Source organism: Streptomyces sp. NPDC025721 (assembly GCF_055558595.1).
On record NZ_JBVHMF010000053.1, the window covers coordinates 1 to 15,463 of the forward strand.

The following is a 15,463-nucleotide window of genomic DNA, read 5'->3' on the forward strand; positions in this document are numbered from 1 at the left end:
CGGTTACATTCCGAACCCGGAAGCTAAGCCTTTCAGCGCCGATGGTACTGCAGGGGGGACCCTGTGGGAGAGTAGGACACCGCCGAACAATCTTTGTAAAAGGCCCCGGGCCCCGAGTTTCGACTCGGGGGCCGGGGCCTTTCTGCGTTCCCTGCTCAGTCGGTGGTGACGGCGACGCTCGCAGCCGCGTTCGCGTCCGCATCGGTATTCGCGGCCCGCAGCAGCTCGATGTCGAGAGCCTCACGGCGGATGCGCTGGTCCATGTACAGCAGCGTGGTGACGCCGGCGCTGATCGGCAGGCTGAGCGTCGCGGCGATGGCGGCACCGATTCCGCTGATGCCGAGGAACGCCCAGCCCGGGTTGGTGTCGCCGGAGAGGAAGGAGCCGAGGCTCTCACCGGTGATGCCACGAGCGATGAACATGAACGGCGTCTGGATGATGGCCGAGGCGATGTAGCAGAGGATCGCCGCGAGCGCCTGGACGCCGAGGACGCGCCACCAGGAGTTGCGTACCAGCTTCGCCGAGCGCTTCATCGCCGAGACGATGTCCTGCTTCTCGAGCATGAGGGCCGGTGCCGCCAGGCTCCACTGGATCATGAGCCAGAGCACGACGACGGAGGCGCCGATCAGGCCGAGGGAGGCGAGGGCGGCGCCGCCGCTCTCCGCACCCGCCAGGGCGATCAGTGCGCCTGGCAGGACGGCGCCCGCCAGGATTCCGGCGATGGCCAGCGGGATCAGCAGCGCGAGCCCGACCAGTTGGGGCAGCCGCGGGCGGGCTTCCCGCCACACCTGGGCGGCCGTGACCGGGCGGCCGAGCACGGCGCGGCTGGTGGCCATGGCGACCATCGCGGTCGCGGTGATCGTGCCGATGAGCATGACCAGAATGGTCAGGCCCGAGCTGGCGAAGGCACCGCTGACGGCGTGCATGATGTCGCCGACGCTTGGGTTGGGGTTGTCCCTGAGGTTCTCCAGCCGGGTGTCGTTGCTGAGGAAGAAGCCGTCGACCACCACGGCCAGGCCCTGGGTGACCACGGCGATGGCCAGGGTGAAGCCGAGGATCGCGCGCCAGTGCCGTCGAAGTACGGCCAGGGAACCGTCGAGGATCTCGCCCGCGCCGAGTGGGCGCAGCGGGATGACGCCGGGCTTGGGCGCCGCGGGCCTGCTCCAGGGGCCCTGCTGCTGCCAGCCGCCGCCGGGGCCGCCGCCCGGTGCTGTGTTGCCCCAGCGCGGGCCTGAGGGGCCGGGGTGGCCGCCTTGCGGCGGTTGCGGGGGCGACCACCGGGCCCAGCCGGCGCCGGGCGCCTGACCCGTACCCGTACCCGTACCGGAGGATCCGGCGGGGGGCGGGCCTGGGGCCGGTACGGTCGGGGGCCGGGTGTCGTGGGGGGTGTGCTGCCACTGGCCCGCGGGCGGCTGTTGGGCGGACCAGCCGCCGGGCGGCGGTGGCGTCGTGTCACCGGCGTCGGCCGTACCGGGCCGGTCTCCCGTACCGGGAGCGGTTGCGTCGCCGGAGTCGTCACCGGAGCTGTTGTCAGGACCGGCCGCGGACGTATCTGTTGACGTGTCCACGGGGGTGTCTTTCTCTGGTGCGGAGGAAGCGGGGCTGTCGCCGTCTTCCGGCTCGGAGGAGTCGGAGGATCCGGGCGAGGCCCAGCCCGGAGTGTTGGTCATCGGAGGCTGCCCCTTCACGTGGTGCTCGCTGTGGTACTGGCCGCCATCGTGCCATGGGCTGCCTTGGACCGGGCCGGGCAGGGCAGACTGGACGGATGGGTGATCAATACGTGCGACCTGTGACCGATGAGGCCGACGCTGCTTCCCGTACCATCCCCGCGCTGCGGTGGGAGGAACCCCCCGAGGGACCCGTGCTCGTGCTGCTCGACCAGACCCGACTTCCGCAGGAGGAGGTCGAGTTGGTGTGCACGGACGTGCAGGCGCTGGTGCAGGCGATACGTTCCCTCGCCGTGCGGGGCGCGCCGCTGCTCGGGCTCGCGGGGGCGTACGGCATCGCGTTGGCGGCGGCGCGCGGCTACGACGTGAACGAGGCCGCCGACCTGCTGGCGCACGCGCGTCCTACGGCCGTCAACCTCGGGTACGGGGTGCGCCGTGCGGTGACCGCTTTCCACGCGGCGCCTCCGCACCAGGGCGCCGCCTTCGCGTTGGCCGAGGCGCGGGCGCTGCACGAGGAGGACGCGGCGGCGAGCCGGGCGATGGCGGAGTACGGGGAGCGGCTGCTCGCCGAGTTGGTGCCGGGCGGGGGCTACCGGATTCTGACGCACTGCAACACGGGGGCCCTGGTCTCGGGCGGTGAGGGCACCGCGCTCGGTGTGGTCCTCGCCGTGCACAGGGTCGGGGAGTTGAGGCGTCTGTGGGTCGACGAGACCCGTCCCCTTCTTCAGGGCGCGCGGTTGACGGCGTACGAGGCGGCGCGGGCCGGGATGCCGTACACGCTGCTCGCCGACAGCGCGGCCGGGTCGCTGTTCACGGCGGGGGAGGTGGACGCGGTGCTGATCGGCGCGGACCGGATCGCGGCGGACGGCTCCACGGCGAACAAGGTCGGCAGCTATCCCCTCGCGGTCCTCGCCCGCTACCACCATGTGCCGTTCATCGTCGTGGCGCCGACGACCTCGGTGGATCTGAGCACGCCGGACGGCGCCGCGATCGAGGTGGAGCAGCGGGCCGGCAGCGAGGTGACCGACCTCGCGCCGTCACCGCTGGGCACTCAGGCCTACAATCCGGCCTTCGATGTGACGCCGCCGGAGCTGATTACTGCGATCATCACGGAGAACGGTGTGGTTTCGCCGGTCACCACAGAAGCTCTCGTAACTGTGTGTAATCACGAGACTCCCCGGGCAGGCTCTGACTAGGGGAGATCGGGCAGCGCATCTACGGCCATCGGCGGACAATGGTCGCGTAGCGTGACCTCGATCACCAAAGGTCACCGGTAACGATATGCAAATGGGATGATGGTCGGTATGAAGGGACGTGTGCTGGTCGTCGATGACGACACCGCGCTGTCAGAGATGCTTGGCATCGTGCTGCGCGGAGAGGGTTTCGAGCCGTCGTTCTGCGCTGACGGTGACAAGGCCCTGGCTGCTTTTCGGGAGTCCAAGCCGGATCTGGTGCTCCTTGACCTCATGCTGCCCGGACGGGACGGCATCGACGTATGCCGTCAGATCCGGGCGGAGTCCGGGGTGCCGATTGTGATGCTCACGGCGAAGAGCGACACCGTGGATGTGGTGGTGGGGCTCGAGTCGGGGGCTGACGACTATGTGATCAAGCCGTTCAAGCCGAAGGAGCTGGTGGCGAGGGTCAGGGCGCGACTGCGGAGGGCGGAGGAGCCGACTCCTGAGCAGCTCGCCATCGGCGATCTGGTGATCGACGTGGCGGGGCACTCGGTGAAGCGGGACGGGCAGCCGATCGCGCTGACGCCGTTGGAGTTCGACCTGCTGGTGGCGCTGGCCCGCAAGCCGTGGCAGGTGTTCACCCGTGAGGTGCTGCTCGAGCAGGTCTGGGGCTATCGGCACGCGGCGGACACCCGGCTGGTGAACGTCCATGTGCAGCGGCTGCGGTCCAAGGTGGAGCAGGACCCGGAGCGCCCGGAGATCGTGGTGACCGTCCGCGGTGTCGGTTACAAGGCGGGACCGGGCTGACATGTGCGCGTCGTACGAGCGGGAGCGGCTGGAGAGCCGGCTCGCGGACCCCATGCGGGGTCTCGCGCCGGTTTTCCGCTCGTTCGTGCGCTGGGCACGGCGACCGTTGCAGCCGGCGGTCCGGCTGTGGCGGCGCAATCTGCAACTGCGGGTGGTCGCCTTCACGCTGCTGATGTCGGTCGGCGTGGTGCTGCTGCTGGGCTTCGTCGTGATCGGGCAGGTCAAGAACGGCCTGCTCGACGCGAAGGAGAAGGCGGCTGAGAATCAGGCCACCACCGGCTTCTCCATCGCCCAGCAGCAGGCGAACAGGAGCCAGACGCAGGACGCCACCGGGGTCGGCTCGCAGAATCAGGCCGAGGACTCGGGCGCCTGGCTGACGACGCTGGTCCAGCAGTTCGCCAGCGGTGGCAACGGGGTGTACTGGATCGCCACGCTCAGCCCGGGCGCCGACGACGCGCGCTTCGGCGAGGGTGTCGTCAACGCGCACGGGCCGCGCAGCTCCGGCAGCCTGCTGCCGCAGGCGAGCATCCCCAAGTCGCTCAGCGACGCCGTCGAGTCCCACACCGGGGCGCTGAAGCAGTACACGACGGTGGTGACGGACGACGGGAAGGCGCCGCAGCCCGCGCTGGCCATCGGCAAGCGGCTCACGGACATCAACGGGAAGACGTACCAGCTCTACTACCTCTTCCCGTTCGGCCAGGAGGCCAAGACGCTCGGCCTGGTCAAGGGCACGCTGGCGACGGCGGGCATCTTCGTGGTGGTGCTGCTCGGCGCCATCGCCTGGCTGGTGACCCGGCAGGTCGTCACGCCGGTACGGATGGCGGCCGGGATCGCGGAGCGGCTCGCGGCGGGCCGCTTGCAGGAACGTATGCAGGTCTCGGGTGAGGACGACATCGCGCGCCTCGGCGAGTCCTTCAACAAGATGGCGCAGAACCTCCAGGTCAAGATCCAGCAGTTGGAGGACCTGTCGAGGATGCAGCGCCGCTTCGTCTCCGACGTCTCGCACGAGCTGCGCACCCCGCTGACGACCGTACGGATGGCGGCGGACGTCATCCATGACGCGCGGACCGAATTCGATCCGGTGACCGCGCGCTCCGCCGAACTGTTGCAGAACCAGCTGGACCGTTTCGAGTCGCTGCTGTCCGACCTGCTGGAGATCAGCAGATTCGACGCGGGCGCCGCGGAGCTGGCCGCCGAGCCGATAGACCTGCGCGAGGTCGTACGGCGGGTGGTGGACGCCGCGGAGCCGCTGGCCGAGCGCAAGGGCAGCCACGTGGCGATACGCGGCGACGCGCAGCCGGTGATAGCCGAGGTCGACCCCCGCCGGGTGGAGCGCGTGCTGCGCAATCTGGTCGTCAACGCGATCGAGCACGGCGACGGCCGGGACGTGGTGGTACGGCTGGCCACGGCCGACGGCGCGGTGGCCGTCGCGGTGCGGGACTACGGCGTCGGGCTGAAGCCCGGCGAGGCGACGCGGGTGTTCAACCGCTTCTGGCGAGCCGATCCGGCGCGGGCGCGTACCACCGGCGGGACGGGCCTCGGCCTGTCCATCGCGGTGGAGGACGCCCGGCTGCACGGCGGCTGGCTCCAGGCGTGGGGCGAGCCGGGCGGCGGGTCGCAGTTCCGGATGACGCTGCCGCGGACCGCCGGCGAGAGCCTGCGCGGGTCGCCGATACCGCTGGAGCCGGACGATTCGCGGCGCAACCGCGGGCTGAATTCCTCGGGGCTGCCGGTCCGGGCCGCGACGGGGTCCGTGCCGGTGCCGCGGACCGCGGGCCCGGCCGGGCCGGGGCACAACGGGCAGCCGGGCTCGCAGATACCGCAGATTCCCCAGCGGCCGCCCGCGGTGCCGCGGTCGCCGTCGGCCGATCCCGCGGCGTTCCCCGGCAGCGGTGCGCGGGTCGTGGGACGGATGGACTCGGTCCGGGAGGACGACAGCTGATGGGTGCGCTGGGGGGCAGGGGACGCCTGCTGCGGAGCTGGCCGGGTGTGGTGTGCGCGGCGCTGTTGCTGGCCGGGTGCGCGGCGATACCCAGCAGCGGTGAGGTGCGCAAGGTCGGCGACGGACAGCACGCCGACGTGGACGCGCAGGTGCGGGTCTTCCCGTCGGCGCCGCACAAGGGCGAAAGCGCCTCCGACATCGTCAACGGCTTCATGGAGGCCACCACCAGCGGCGAGGCGGACTTCGAGACCGCGAAGAAGTACCTGTCCAAGGAGCTGGCCGGACACTGGGACCCCACCGCGAAGATCACCGTGCTCACCGGCACGACCCAGCCCCGGGAGGAGCCGGGCACGAGTCGCAAGGACTACGTGATGGTCGACCTCGCGGGCAAGAAGACGGCCGTCGTCGACGCCAAGCACGCCTACCGGCCGGACGAGGGCAACTTCGACACCTCGTTCCACCTGGTCAAGGAGAACAACGAGTGGCGGATCGACAGCCTTGAAGACGGCCTGGTGATCTCCGATCTGGACTTCAACCGGATATATCACCTGGTCAACATGTACTACTTCGCGGCGCTGGGCCCGGACGCGCATCGCTCGGGGAACGCCGACAAGACCCTGGTCGCCGACCCCGTCTACCTGCGCAAGCAGAGCGACTCGCTGGTGTCCACGGTCTCCGCGCTGCTGACCGGCCCCACGAACTGGCTGGCGCCCGTGGTCGAGACCGCGGCGCCCGAGGGCGCCCGGCTCTACGACAAGGCGCCCGACCACGGGGTGACGCTCGACGACTCCCAGCACCTCAGGGTGCGGCTCGACGCGCCCGCGCAGCGGTTCGCGGGGGAGCGCTGCGTGAAGCTGGCGGCGCAGCTCTTCACCACGGTGCAGGGCCAGGCCGCGCCCAAGGTGGACGCCGTCGACATCTCGGCGTCCGACGGCAGGACGGTCTGCTCGCTGCCCAAGGAACAGACGCTGGCGTTCAGCACGCAGAATCTGGTCGGCTCCTCGGACCACCAGTACTACATCGGGGCGCAGCCGCACCGGCTGCTGGAGGTGCCCTCGGACGGCGCCTCGACCACGGGTACGCCGGTGGCCGGGCCGTTCGGCGGGGCGAAGGCGGACCTGGAGTCGGTCGCGGTGCGCCGGGACGAGCAGATGGCCGCCGGAGTGAAGGGCGAGGGACGCCAACTGGTCACCGCCGGCCTGGACGCGGACGCCCAGCTCAGCGAGCCCGTGCTGACCAGCAAGGCGAAGGACGGTCTGAGCGCGCCGAGCTGGGACGGGCTCGACTACCTGTGGGTCGCCGACCGCGATCCGGGCGACCCCCGCGTGGTGGCGCTGCGCGACGGCGGCGGGCAGCCGATCCCGGTCTCCGTCAGCGGCCTGACCGGCCGTGTGGACGCGCTGCGGGTCGCCTCGGACGGCGTGCGGATCGCGCTGCTCGTCCGGCAGCCCAACGGGCTCGGGAAGTTGCAGCTCGGGCGGATCGAGCGGGGCGGTACGCAGGCGCATCCGACGTTCGCGGTGACGAATCTGCGCACGCTGACCCCCGCGGCCGACGGCGTCAGCTCGGTCTCCTGGGCGGGGCCGAGCCGCCTGGTCGCGCTCGACAGCGAATCCGAGGGCGTGCAGCAGATCAAGTACATCAGCACCGACGGCTCTCCGAAGCTGGCCTTCGAGGGGATCAGCCAGGCGTCTGTGGTGGCGGCCTCCGAGGACGTCTCGCGGGCGCTGCTGGCCTCGTACAACCAGAGCGTCTACCGGCTGCCGCCGGACTCCACGGGCAAGCGGGTCGAGCCTAAGGGCGACAACCCGGTCTACCCCGGCTGAGAAAACCACCGTCAGCCTCCTGACCTGCGAAATGGTGGAGTTATCCACAGGTTGGGAGGGGGGCTGGCGGCGGGCGCCGAAACGGGGCAGAGTGGACGTCATGCGGGGCTGGTGGCAGGAGATCACCGGGCTGGTCCTGCCGGTGGACTGCGCCGGGTGCGGGCGTCCGCGTACGGAGCTGTGCGAGCGGTGCCGGGTACTGATCGGTGGGGCGGCCGAATCGGTGCCGGTGCGGCGCGTGCGTCCGACGCCGGAGCCGCCGGGGCTGCCGCCGGTCTACGCGGCCGGGCGATACGGGGACGAAGTGCGGGCCGTGGTCCTGGCGCACAAGGAGCGGGGTGCGCTGGGTCTGGCCGGACCGCTGGGCACGGCGCTGGCGGCGGCCGTGCGGCGGGTCGGCGTCCCCGGGACGGTCCTGCTGGTGCCGGTGCCCTCGGCACGGCGTGCGGTGGCGCGACGCGGCCACGACGCCACGGCCCGCATCGCCCGTGCGGCGGCCCGGGAGCTGCGCCGGGGCGGCGTACCCGCCAGGGCGGTGGCCGCGTTGCGCCAGCGGCGGCCGGTGGCGGACCAGTCCGGTCTCGGCGCGGCCGGGCGGCCGGCGAATCTGGCGGGCGCGGTGGCGGCGGCCGGCGGGTCGGCCGCGCTGCTGACGGTGGCGCCGGTCGTGCTGGTGGACGACCTGATGACCACCGGAGCCTCACTGACCGTGGCGGCGCGGGCGGTGACGGCGGCCGGGGGCCGGGTCGCCGGGGCGGCGGTCGTGGCTGGTCCGCACGATCCGGAACTCCACTCGGATGCGCGTCGTTGCAGGTAGTAGCGACGCATATTCACTCGGAAGGGGGTATGGCGTCGCTGAGGATGCCGACCTCCACACTCCGGGACTATGTTCGGGGGATAGGGAAGTGAACACCATGGGGTGTTGATCTTCTCAGTGGGGCAGGAGGAGGTGAAAGCCGCAGCTTCGTGGTCCCCGGTCAGCCCCGGGAGGCGAAGCGGCAGCCAACGCAGCGCCGGACGGGACTGGTACCCGAGCTGGCCTCAGCGAAAGGGATCGCCTCCGGTAGCCCGGGGCGATCCGGGAACGGAGTTCTGCGTGGACATCGTCGTCAAGGGCCGCAAGACCGAGGTGCCCGAGCGGTTCCGGAAGCACGTGGCCGAGAAGCTGGACAAGATCCAGAAGCTCGACGGCAAGGTGATCAGCCTCGACGTCGAGGTGTCCAAGGAGCTCAACCCCCGGCAGGCGGACCACGCCGACCGGGTGGAGATCACGCTCAACACCCGGGGTCCGGTCGTCCGGGCCGAGGCCGCGGCGGCCGACCCGTACGCGGCGCTGGACATCGCGGTGTCGAAGCTGGAGGCGCGGCTGCGCAAGGCCGCGAGCAAGCGCCACACCCGTCGTGGGAACGGCCGGATCCCGGCGGCCGAGGTGGCCGCGACCGTGCCGGACGCGGCGACCATCAACGGGGACGGGGAGCTGGCCGTCGACCGGCCGAGCACGGACAGTGTGCCCACCACGAGGTTCGGTCCGCTGGAGGTGCACGGCGAGGGCCCGCTGGTGGTGCGCGAGAAGACCCACGCGGCCACGCCGATGGCACTCGACCAGGCGCTCTACGAGATGGAGTTGGTCGGGCACGACTTCTATCTGTTCGTGGACAGCGAGACCAAGCAGCCGAGTGTCGTCTATCGCAGGCACGGTTACGACTACGGCGTGATTCATCTGAACTCGGACGAGAGCACCGTGGAAGAACCGGCGGGCGCGGGCGGCGTACTGCGCCGCTAGCGGCCACGCCCGAGGGCGTGTCCGCGAAGTCGCGTCGTCCGCCCGGAGGGCGGGGCTGGCGGTGTCTGGTGCGTGCGATCGCAAGGCGGAGGGTCGTCCTCATAGTGGGCCTATTCGGATGAGCCCGACAACGCAGCGAGCGTGCGTGCCAGGCGCCGCCAGTCAGACGAGACTTCGCGGACAGGCCCTAGGGCTGCAACCGGTGCCCCCGGGCCGTCCCGGGGGCACCACCGTGCCTGGACGTGAAATGCTGGACCAGTGGTCAACTCTGGTCTGAGGGGGAGGATCTGATGCCGGAGAGCTTTGAGCGCGGAACCACCGGCGAGCGTGGTCAGATCCCGTACGAGGAACCTGCCGGTCCGGCGCGTGCGGAGCCCATCCGGGTGCTGGTGGTCGACGACCACGCGCTCTTCCGGCGGGGCCTGGAGATCGTGCTCGCGCAGGAGGAGGACATCCAGGTCATCGGTGAGGCGGGGGACGGCGCGGAGGCGGTCGACAAGGCCGCCGACCTGTTGCCGGACATCGTGCTGATGGATGTGCGGATGCCCCGGCGCGGCGGGATCGAGGCGTGCACCTCGATCAAGGAGGTCGCGCCCAGCGCCAAGATCATCATGCTGACGATAAGCGACGAGGAAGCCGACCTCTACGAGGCGATCAAGGCCGGTGCCACCGGCTACCTCCTCAAGGAGATCTCCACCGACGAGGTGGCGACGGCGATCCGCGCGGTGGCGGACGGACAGTCGCAGATCAGTCCGTCGATGGCGTCGAAGCTGCTGACCGAGTTCAAGTCGATGATCCAGCGGACCGACGAGCGGCGGCTGCTGCCCGCGCCCAAGCTCACCGACCGGGAGCTGGAGGTGCTGAAGCTGGTCGCCACCGGGCTGAACAACCGGGACATCGCCAAGGAACTCTTCATCAGCGAGAACACGGTGAAGAACCACGTCCGCAACATCCTGGAGAAGCTTCAGCTCCACTCCCGGATGGAGGCCGTGGTCTACGCGATGCGCGAGAAGATCCTGGAGATCCGCTAGGGCCTGTCCCGCGCCGGGCCTCGCGGCCACCACGTGCTGGGCATTGCCGGGTCCGGGCGCGCCCCCGGGCCGCCCGGACCCGGCGCCGCCCGGACCCACCACCTCGGCCCCGCGGGGCCGGACCCGCTCAGCGGCGGTCGTGGGTCAGCTTCAGCGCCGCCTCCAGCGGCTCGCGCAGCGGCTCCGGCAGCACCCGCTCCACCCGCGCCTCCTCACAGCCCACCCAGCCCGCCGCCTGCGCGATGGCGTCGGCCGCGGGCTGCACGGCCTTCGGGCCGTCGAGCGTGACCTGCCGGGCCACCAGCGTCTTCCCCTCGCGCGCCGGGTCGACGCGGCCGACCAGCCGCCCGCCCGCGAGCAGCGGCATCGCGAAGTAGCCGTGGATCCGCTTGGGCTTGGGGGTGTACGCCTCCAGCCGGTGCGTGAAGCCGAAGATCCGCTCGGTGCGCGGCCGGTCCCAGATCAGGGAGTCGAACGGCGACAGCAGCGTCGTACGGTGCCTGCCGCGCGGCTCGCTCGCCAGCGCCGCCGGATCGGCCCAGGCGGGCTTGCCCCAGCCTTCGACCTCGACGGGCACCAGACCGGTCGAGTCGATCACCGACATCACCTGCTCGCCCTTGAGCCGGTGGTAGTCCGCGAGGTCCGCGCGGGTGGCCACCCCCATCGCCGCGCCCGCCTGGACGACCAGCCGCCGTACGCACTCGGTGTCGTCCAGGTCGTCGTGGAGCAGCGCGTCGGGCACGGCCCGCTCGGCCAGGTCGTAGATCCGCTTCCAGCCGCGCCGCCGGGTGCAGACCACCTCACCGGTGTCGAGCAGCCACTCCACCGCGATCTTGGTCTCCGACCAGTCCCACCACGGTCCGCCGTTCTTCGCGCCGCCGAGCTGCGTCGAATTCAGCGGCCCCTCGGCCTTGAGCTGGTCCAGGACGGCGGCGCACGAGCGCTCGGCGTCCTCCAGGACGTGCCAGCGGTGACCGCGGGCCCGCCGCGCCCTGCGCCGGAAGGCGAAGTGCGGCCACTCCTCGATGGGCAGGATGCAGGCCGCGTGCGACCAGTACTCGAAGGCGTGGTCGCCCGACCAGTACGCCTCCTCGACCTCCTCGCGGCCGACCGCGCCCAGCCGCGCGTACGGAATCAGCTCGTGCGAGCGGGCCAGTACCGAGATGGTGTCGAGCTGCACCGCGCCCAGCGAGCGCAGCACCCCGCGCGTCCCGGCCCGCCGGTCGGGAGCACCGAGGAAGCCCTGCGCTCGCAAGGCGAGCCTGCGTGCTTCGTCGGCGGACAGGGTGAGCTGAGGAGGCGGCAGCGGTGTCATGCCGGACAGCGTAGGACCGCCCACTGACAAGCCCCGCTGACCTGCGTCAACCTCGCGCGGCCGGCGGCCCCCCGCTCCGTACGGAAACCCCTCGGGCCCCGCGCCCGCCCCCCTCGTGACGAAAGGGCCTCAGGCCCCCGCCCCCCCCGTGACGAAGGAGCCTCAGGCCCCCGCGCCCGGCGGATACGGCTCGTACGGCGTCTTGCCCTCGCGGTCCCAGTCCGTCGGCAGCAGGGAACCGCTCCAGGCGTCGCGGCGGGTGCCCGCGTAAAGGATCTTGGAGCGGACGGTGCCCTCCATGACGAAGCCGATGGAACGGGCGACGGCGCGCGAGCCGTCGTTGCCCGCCTCCGCGTACCACTCGATCCGCTCGACGCCGAGGGCGTCGAAGGCCCAGGCGCAGACCGCGCGCCCCGCCTCGGCGGTGTAGCCCTTGCGGCGCTGCTCCCTCGCCGTCCAGTAGCCCAGCTCCGCCTGCCGCTCGGGCCCGGTCAGACCGGAGGCGCCGAACCGCAGCAGGCCCATGGAGCTGACGAGCGCGCCGCTGTCGGCGGTGAAGACGCCGAAGTTGTACATGGTGTCGTCGCGCCAGCCCTCGGGGCAGATGCGGCCGACGAAGTCCGCCGCGTTCTCGTGGGTGTAAGGCGAGGGCACCGCCGTCCAGCGCGGAATATCGGGATCCTGGCAGGCCACATAGAGCGCCTCGGCGTCGTCCGGGGTCAGCGGACGCAGCAGCAGACGCTCGGTGGTGAGGGTGATCGGCTCCATGGACGCAGTATTGAGGAGAGCCAACGGCTGTGGAAAACCGTTTTGGCACCTCGGGGCCTCCCGGCCCGCTGGTCTCCTCGCTTACGATGGCCGTTGCAGCGGGGCCATCGGCGGACAGCCACTGGCAGAAAGCCATCGGCAGACATCGGCAGATCAAACCCCGCTGTGCCGGGTGCGGGCCAACCGCGCCAGGCCCGACCGGCAAGGAGCCAGCCTACGTGTCCGTCTTCAACAAGCTCATGCGTGCAGGCGAAGGCAAGATCCTGCGCAAACTGCACCGCATCGCGGACCAGGTCAATTCCATCGAAGAGGACTTCGTCAACCTCACCGATGCCGAGCTGCGGGCCCTCACCGACGAGTACAAGGAGCGGTACGCCGAGGGCGAGTCCCTCGACGACCTGCTGCCCGAGGCGTTCGCCACCGTCCGTGAGGCCGCCAAGCGCGTGCTCGGACAGCGTCACTACGACGTCCAGCTCATGGGCGGTGCCGCCCTGCACCTCGGGTATGTCGCCGAGATGCGCACCGGCGAGGGCAAGACCCTGGTCGGCACCCTGCCCGCGTATCTGAACGGGATCTCCGGCAAGGGCGTCCACCTCATCACGGTCAACGACTACCTCGCCGAGCGCGACTCGGAGTGGATGGGCCGCGTCCACAAATTCCTCGGCCTCGAGGTCGGCTGCATCCTGGCGAACATGTCGCCCGCCGAGCGCCGCGCCATGTACGCCTGCGACATCACCTACGGCACCAACAACGAATTCGGCTTCGACTACCTGCGCGACAACATGGCGTGGTCGAAGGACGAGCTGGTGCAGCGCGGCCATAACTTCGCGATCGTCGACGAGGTCGACTCGATCCTGGTGGACGAGGCCCGTACGCCGCTGATCATCTCCGGCCCGGCCGACCAGGCCACCAAGTGGTACAGCGACTTCGCCCGTCTGGTGAAGCGGCTCAACCGCGGCGAGGCGAGCAGCCTCGGCAAGGAGGAGACCGGCGACTACGACGTGGACGAGAAGAAGCGCACCGTCGCCATCCACGAGAGCGGCGTCACCAAGGTCGAGGACTGGCTGGGCATCGACAATCTCTACGAGTCGGTGAACACCCCGCTGGTCGGCTACCTGAACAACGCGATCAAGGCCAAGGAGCTGTACAAGAACGACAAGGACTACGTCGTCATGGACGGCGAAGTCATGATCGTCGACGAGCACACCGGCCGTATCCTCGCGGGCCGCCGCTACAACGAGGGCATGCACCAGGCGATCGAGGCGAAGGAAGGGGTGGACATCAAGGACGAGAACCAGACGCTCGCCACGATCACCCTCCAGAACTTCTTCCGCCTGTACGACAAGCTCTGCGGCATGACCGGTACGGCGATGACCGAGGCCGCCGAGTTCCACCAGATCTACAAGCTCGGCGTCGTCCCGATCCCGACCAACCGCGCGCTGGCCCGGATGGACAAGCCCGACCTGATCTACCGCACGGAAGAGGCGAAGTTCGCCGCCGTGGTCGAGGACATCGTCGAGAAGCACGAGAAGGGCCAGCCGGTCCTGGTCGGCACCGTCTCCGTCGAGAAGTCCGAGTACCTGTCGGCGCAGCTCTCCAAGCGCGGCGTGCCGCACGAGGTGCTCAACGCCAAGCAGCACGACCGTGAGGCGTCGATCGTCGCGCAGGCGGGCCGCAAGGGCGCCGTGACCGTGGCCACCAACATGGCCGGCCGCGGCACCGACATCAAGCTCGGCGGCAACCCCGACGACCTCGCCGAGGCGGAGCTGCGGCAGCGCGGCCTCGACCCGGTCGAGCACGTCGAGGAGTGGGCGGCGGCGCTGCCCGACGCCCTGGAGCGTGCCGAGCAGGCCGTCAAGGCCGAGCACGAGGAGGTCGTCGACCTCGGCGGGCTCTACGTGCTGGGCACCGAGCGGCACGAGTCGCGCCGGATCGACAACCAGCTCCGCGGCCGGTCCGGCCGTCAGGGCGACCCCGGCGAGTCCCGCTTCTACCTCTCGCTCGGCGACGACCTCATGCGGCTGTTCAAGGCGCAGATGGTCGAGCGCGTCATGGCGATGGCCAATGTGCCGGACGACGTGCCGATCGAGAACAAGATGGTCACCCGCGCCATCGCGTCGGCCCAGTCGCAGGTCGAGCAGCAGAACTTCGAGATTCGCAAGAACGTCCTGAAGTACGACGAGGTGCTCAACCGGCAGCGCGAGGTCATCTACGGCGAGCGCCGCCGCGTCCTGGAGGGCGAGGACCTGCACGAGCAGGTGCAGCACTTCATGGACGACACCATCGACGCGTACATCGACGCGGAGACCAAGGAAGGCTTCGCCGAGGACTGGGACCTGGACCGGCTGTGGGGCGCCTTCAAGCAGCTCTACCCGGTGAAGGTCACCATCGAGGAGCTGGAGGACGCGGCGGGCGACCGGGCCGGGATCACCGCCGAGTTCATCGCGGAGTCCGTCAAGGACGACATCCACGAGCAGTACGCGGAGCGCGAGAAGAGCCTCTCCGAGGACATCATGCGCGAGCTGGAGCGCCGCGTGGTGCTGTCGGTGCTCGACCGCAAGTGGCGTGAGCACCTGTACGAGATGGACTACCTCCAGGAGGGCATCGGGCTGCGCGCGATGGCGCAGCGCGACCCGCTGGTGGAGTACCAGCGCGAGGGCTTCGACATGTTCGGCGCCATGATGGACGGCATCAAGGAGGAGTCCGTCGGCTACCTGTTCAACCTGGAGGTCCAGGTCGAGCAGCAGGTCGAGGAGGTCCCGGTGGACGCCGCCGTCAGCGACGCCCCGCAGGACGCGGCGCCTTCGCTGACCAAGGACGCCAGGCCGGAGATCCGCGCCAAGGGTCTCGACGCCCCCAAGCGCGCCGACCGGCTGCACTTCTCCGCGCCGTCCGTGGACGGCGAGGGCGGTGTGGTCGAGGGCGACTTCGCGGGTGTCGACGCCGCCGACGGCGGTTCCGCCGAGGAGGGTCAGACGCGCGCCGAGCGCCGCAAGGCCGCCAAGGGCGGGCGCCGCCGCAAGAAGTAACGCCTACGGGCGGGCTCGACCGGACACGGGCGGGGGGGGGGGGGGGGGGGGGGGGGGGGGGGGGGGGGGGGGGGGGGGGGGGGGGGGGGGGGGGGGGGAGGGGGGGGGGGGGGGAGGGCG

The 15,463-nt window shown here is 70.8% G+C and carries 11 protein-coding genes and 1 rRNA gene; 9 read left to right on the forward strand and 3 right to left on the reverse strand.

Annotated features, from left to right (window positions below):
* Positions 1–88 (forward strand): 5S ribosomal RNA (gene rrf, locus ACZ4EF_RS36675); the annotation flags it as partial.
* 67 nt (positions 89–155) lie between these two features.
* On the opposite strand, the gene ACZ4EF_RS36680 is transcribed toward rrf, so the two are convergent.
* Entirely contained in the window at positions 156–1,670 is a 1,515-nt protein-coding gene (locus tag ACZ4EF_RS36680) for a hypothetical protein (RefSeq protein ID WP_467508541.1), read from the reverse strand.
* Between the two features lie 95 nt (positions 1,671–1,765).
* Here ACZ4EF_RS36680 and mtnA point away from each other — a divergent pair, with 95 nt between their 5' ends.
* The 7 genes from mtnA to ACZ4EF_RS36715 all read left to right on the forward strand — a co-directional run bounded on the left by mtnA (position 1,766) and on the right by ACZ4EF_RS36715 (position 10,231).
* A complete protein-coding gene (gene mtnA, locus ACZ4EF_RS36685; RefSeq protein WP_467508543.1) occupies positions 1,766–2,863 on the forward strand; it encodes an S-methyl-5-thioribose-1-phosphate isomerase in 1,098 nt (365 codons plus the stop codon).
* 96 nt (positions 2,864–2,959) lie between these two features.
* Positions 2,960–3,649, forward strand: a complete 690-nt coding sequence (gene mtrA, locus ACZ4EF_RS36690) for an MtrAB system response regulator MtrA (protein WP_188283097.1) — start codon at positions 2,960–2,962, stop codon at positions 3,647–3,649.
* Position 3,650: 1 nt separating this feature from the next.
* Positions 3,651–5,591: an MtrAB system histidine kinase MtrB gene (gene mtrB / locus ACZ4EF_RS36695; RefSeq protein ID WP_391052562.1), complete on the forward strand. Its 1,941-nt coding sequence runs from the start codon at positions 3,651–3,653 to the stop codon at positions 5,589–5,591.
* Positions 5,591–7,417, forward strand: coding sequence for an LpqB family beta-propeller domain-containing protein (locus ACZ4EF_RS36700; protein WP_391163996.1), 1,827 nt, complete (start codon positions 5,591–5,593; stop codon positions 7,415–7,417). The genes mtrB and ACZ4EF_RS36700 overlap by 1 nt, the downstream gene beginning before the upstream one ends.
* Before the next feature lie 100 nt (positions 7,418–7,517).
* Positions 7,518–8,234, forward strand: coding sequence for a ComF family protein (locus tag ACZ4EF_RS36705; protein ID WP_391052574.1), 717 nt, complete (start codon positions 7,518–7,520; stop codon positions 8,232–8,234).
* 279 nt (positions 8,235–8,513) lie between these two features.
* Complete coding sequence (gene hpf / locus ACZ4EF_RS36710; protein WP_355342907.1) at positions 8,514–9,200, forward strand: ribosome hibernation-promoting factor, HPF/YfiA family; 687 nt, start codon at positions 8,514–8,516, stop codon at positions 9,198–9,200.
* 290 nt (positions 9,201–9,490) lie between these two features.
* Positions 9,491–10,231, forward strand: a complete 741-nt coding sequence (locus tag ACZ4EF_RS36715; protein ID WP_391052557.1) for a response regulator — start codon at positions 9,491–9,493, stop codon at positions 10,229–10,231.
* A gap of 127 nt (positions 10,232–10,358) precedes the next feature.
* Here the strand turns inward: ACZ4EF_RS36715 and ACZ4EF_RS36720 are convergent, their stop codons facing one another.
* Positions 10,359–11,546 carry a winged helix-turn-helix domain-containing protein gene (locus ACZ4EF_RS36720; protein WP_391052554.1) on the reverse strand — a complete coding sequence of 396 codons (1,188 nt, stop codon included), beginning with the start codon at positions 11,544–11,546 and terminating at the stop codon, positions 10,359–10,361.
* Positions 11,547–11,708: 162 nt separating this feature from the next.
* Entirely contained in the window at positions 11,709–12,314 is a 606-nt protein-coding gene (locus ACZ4EF_RS36725; protein WP_355342913.1) for a GNAT family N-acetyltransferase, read from the reverse strand.
* 218 nt (positions 12,315–12,532) lie between these two features.
* Between ACZ4EF_RS36725 and secA the strand changes: the two genes are divergently transcribed.
* Positions 12,533–15,343, forward strand: coding sequence for a preprotein translocase subunit SecA (gene secA, locus ACZ4EF_RS36730; RefSeq protein WP_355342916.1), 2,811 nt, complete (start codon positions 12,533–12,535; stop codon positions 15,341–15,343).
* Positions 15,344–15,463: the final 120 nt, after the last annotated feature.

What these genes read in the sequence shown, in the direction of transcription:
- ACZ4EF_RS36680 (WP_467508541.1), bottom strand. Translation starts at nt 1,670, where the DNA reads ATGACCAACACTCCGGGCTGGGCCTCGCCCGGATCCTCCGACTCCTCC.
- mtnA (WP_467508543.1), top strand. Translation starts at nt 1,766, where the DNA reads ATGGGTGATCAATACGTGCGACCTGTGACCGATGAGGCCGACGCTGCT.
- mtrA (WP_188283097.1), top strand. Translation starts at nt 2,960, where the DNA reads ATGATGGTCGGTATGAAGGGACGTGTGCTGGTCGTCGATGACGACACC.
- mtrB (WP_391052562.1), top strand. Translation starts at nt 3,651, where the DNA reads ATGTGCGCGTCGTACGAGCGGGAGCGGCTGGAGAGCCGGCTCGCGGAC.
- ACZ4EF_RS36700 (WP_391163996.1), top strand. Translation starts at nt 5,591, where the DNA reads ATGGGTGCGCTGGGGGGCAGGGGACGCCTGCTGCGGAGCTGGCCGGGT.
- ACZ4EF_RS36705 (WP_391052574.1), top strand. Translation starts at nt 7,518, where the DNA reads ATGCGGGGCTGGTGGCAGGAGATCACCGGGCTGGTCCTGCCGGTGGAC.
- ACZ4EF_RS36715 (WP_391052557.1), top strand. Translation starts at nt 9,491, where the DNA reads ATGCCGGAGAGCTTTGAGCGCGGAACCACCGGCGAGCGTGGTCAGATC.
- ACZ4EF_RS36720 (WP_391052554.1), bottom strand. Translation starts at nt 11,546, where the DNA reads ATGACACCGCTGCCGCCTCCTCAGCTCACCCTGTCCGCCGACGAAGCA.
- ACZ4EF_RS36725 (WP_355342913.1), bottom strand. Translation starts at nt 12,314, where the DNA reads ATGGAGCCGATCACCCTCACCACCGAGCGTCTGCTGCTGCGTCCGCTG.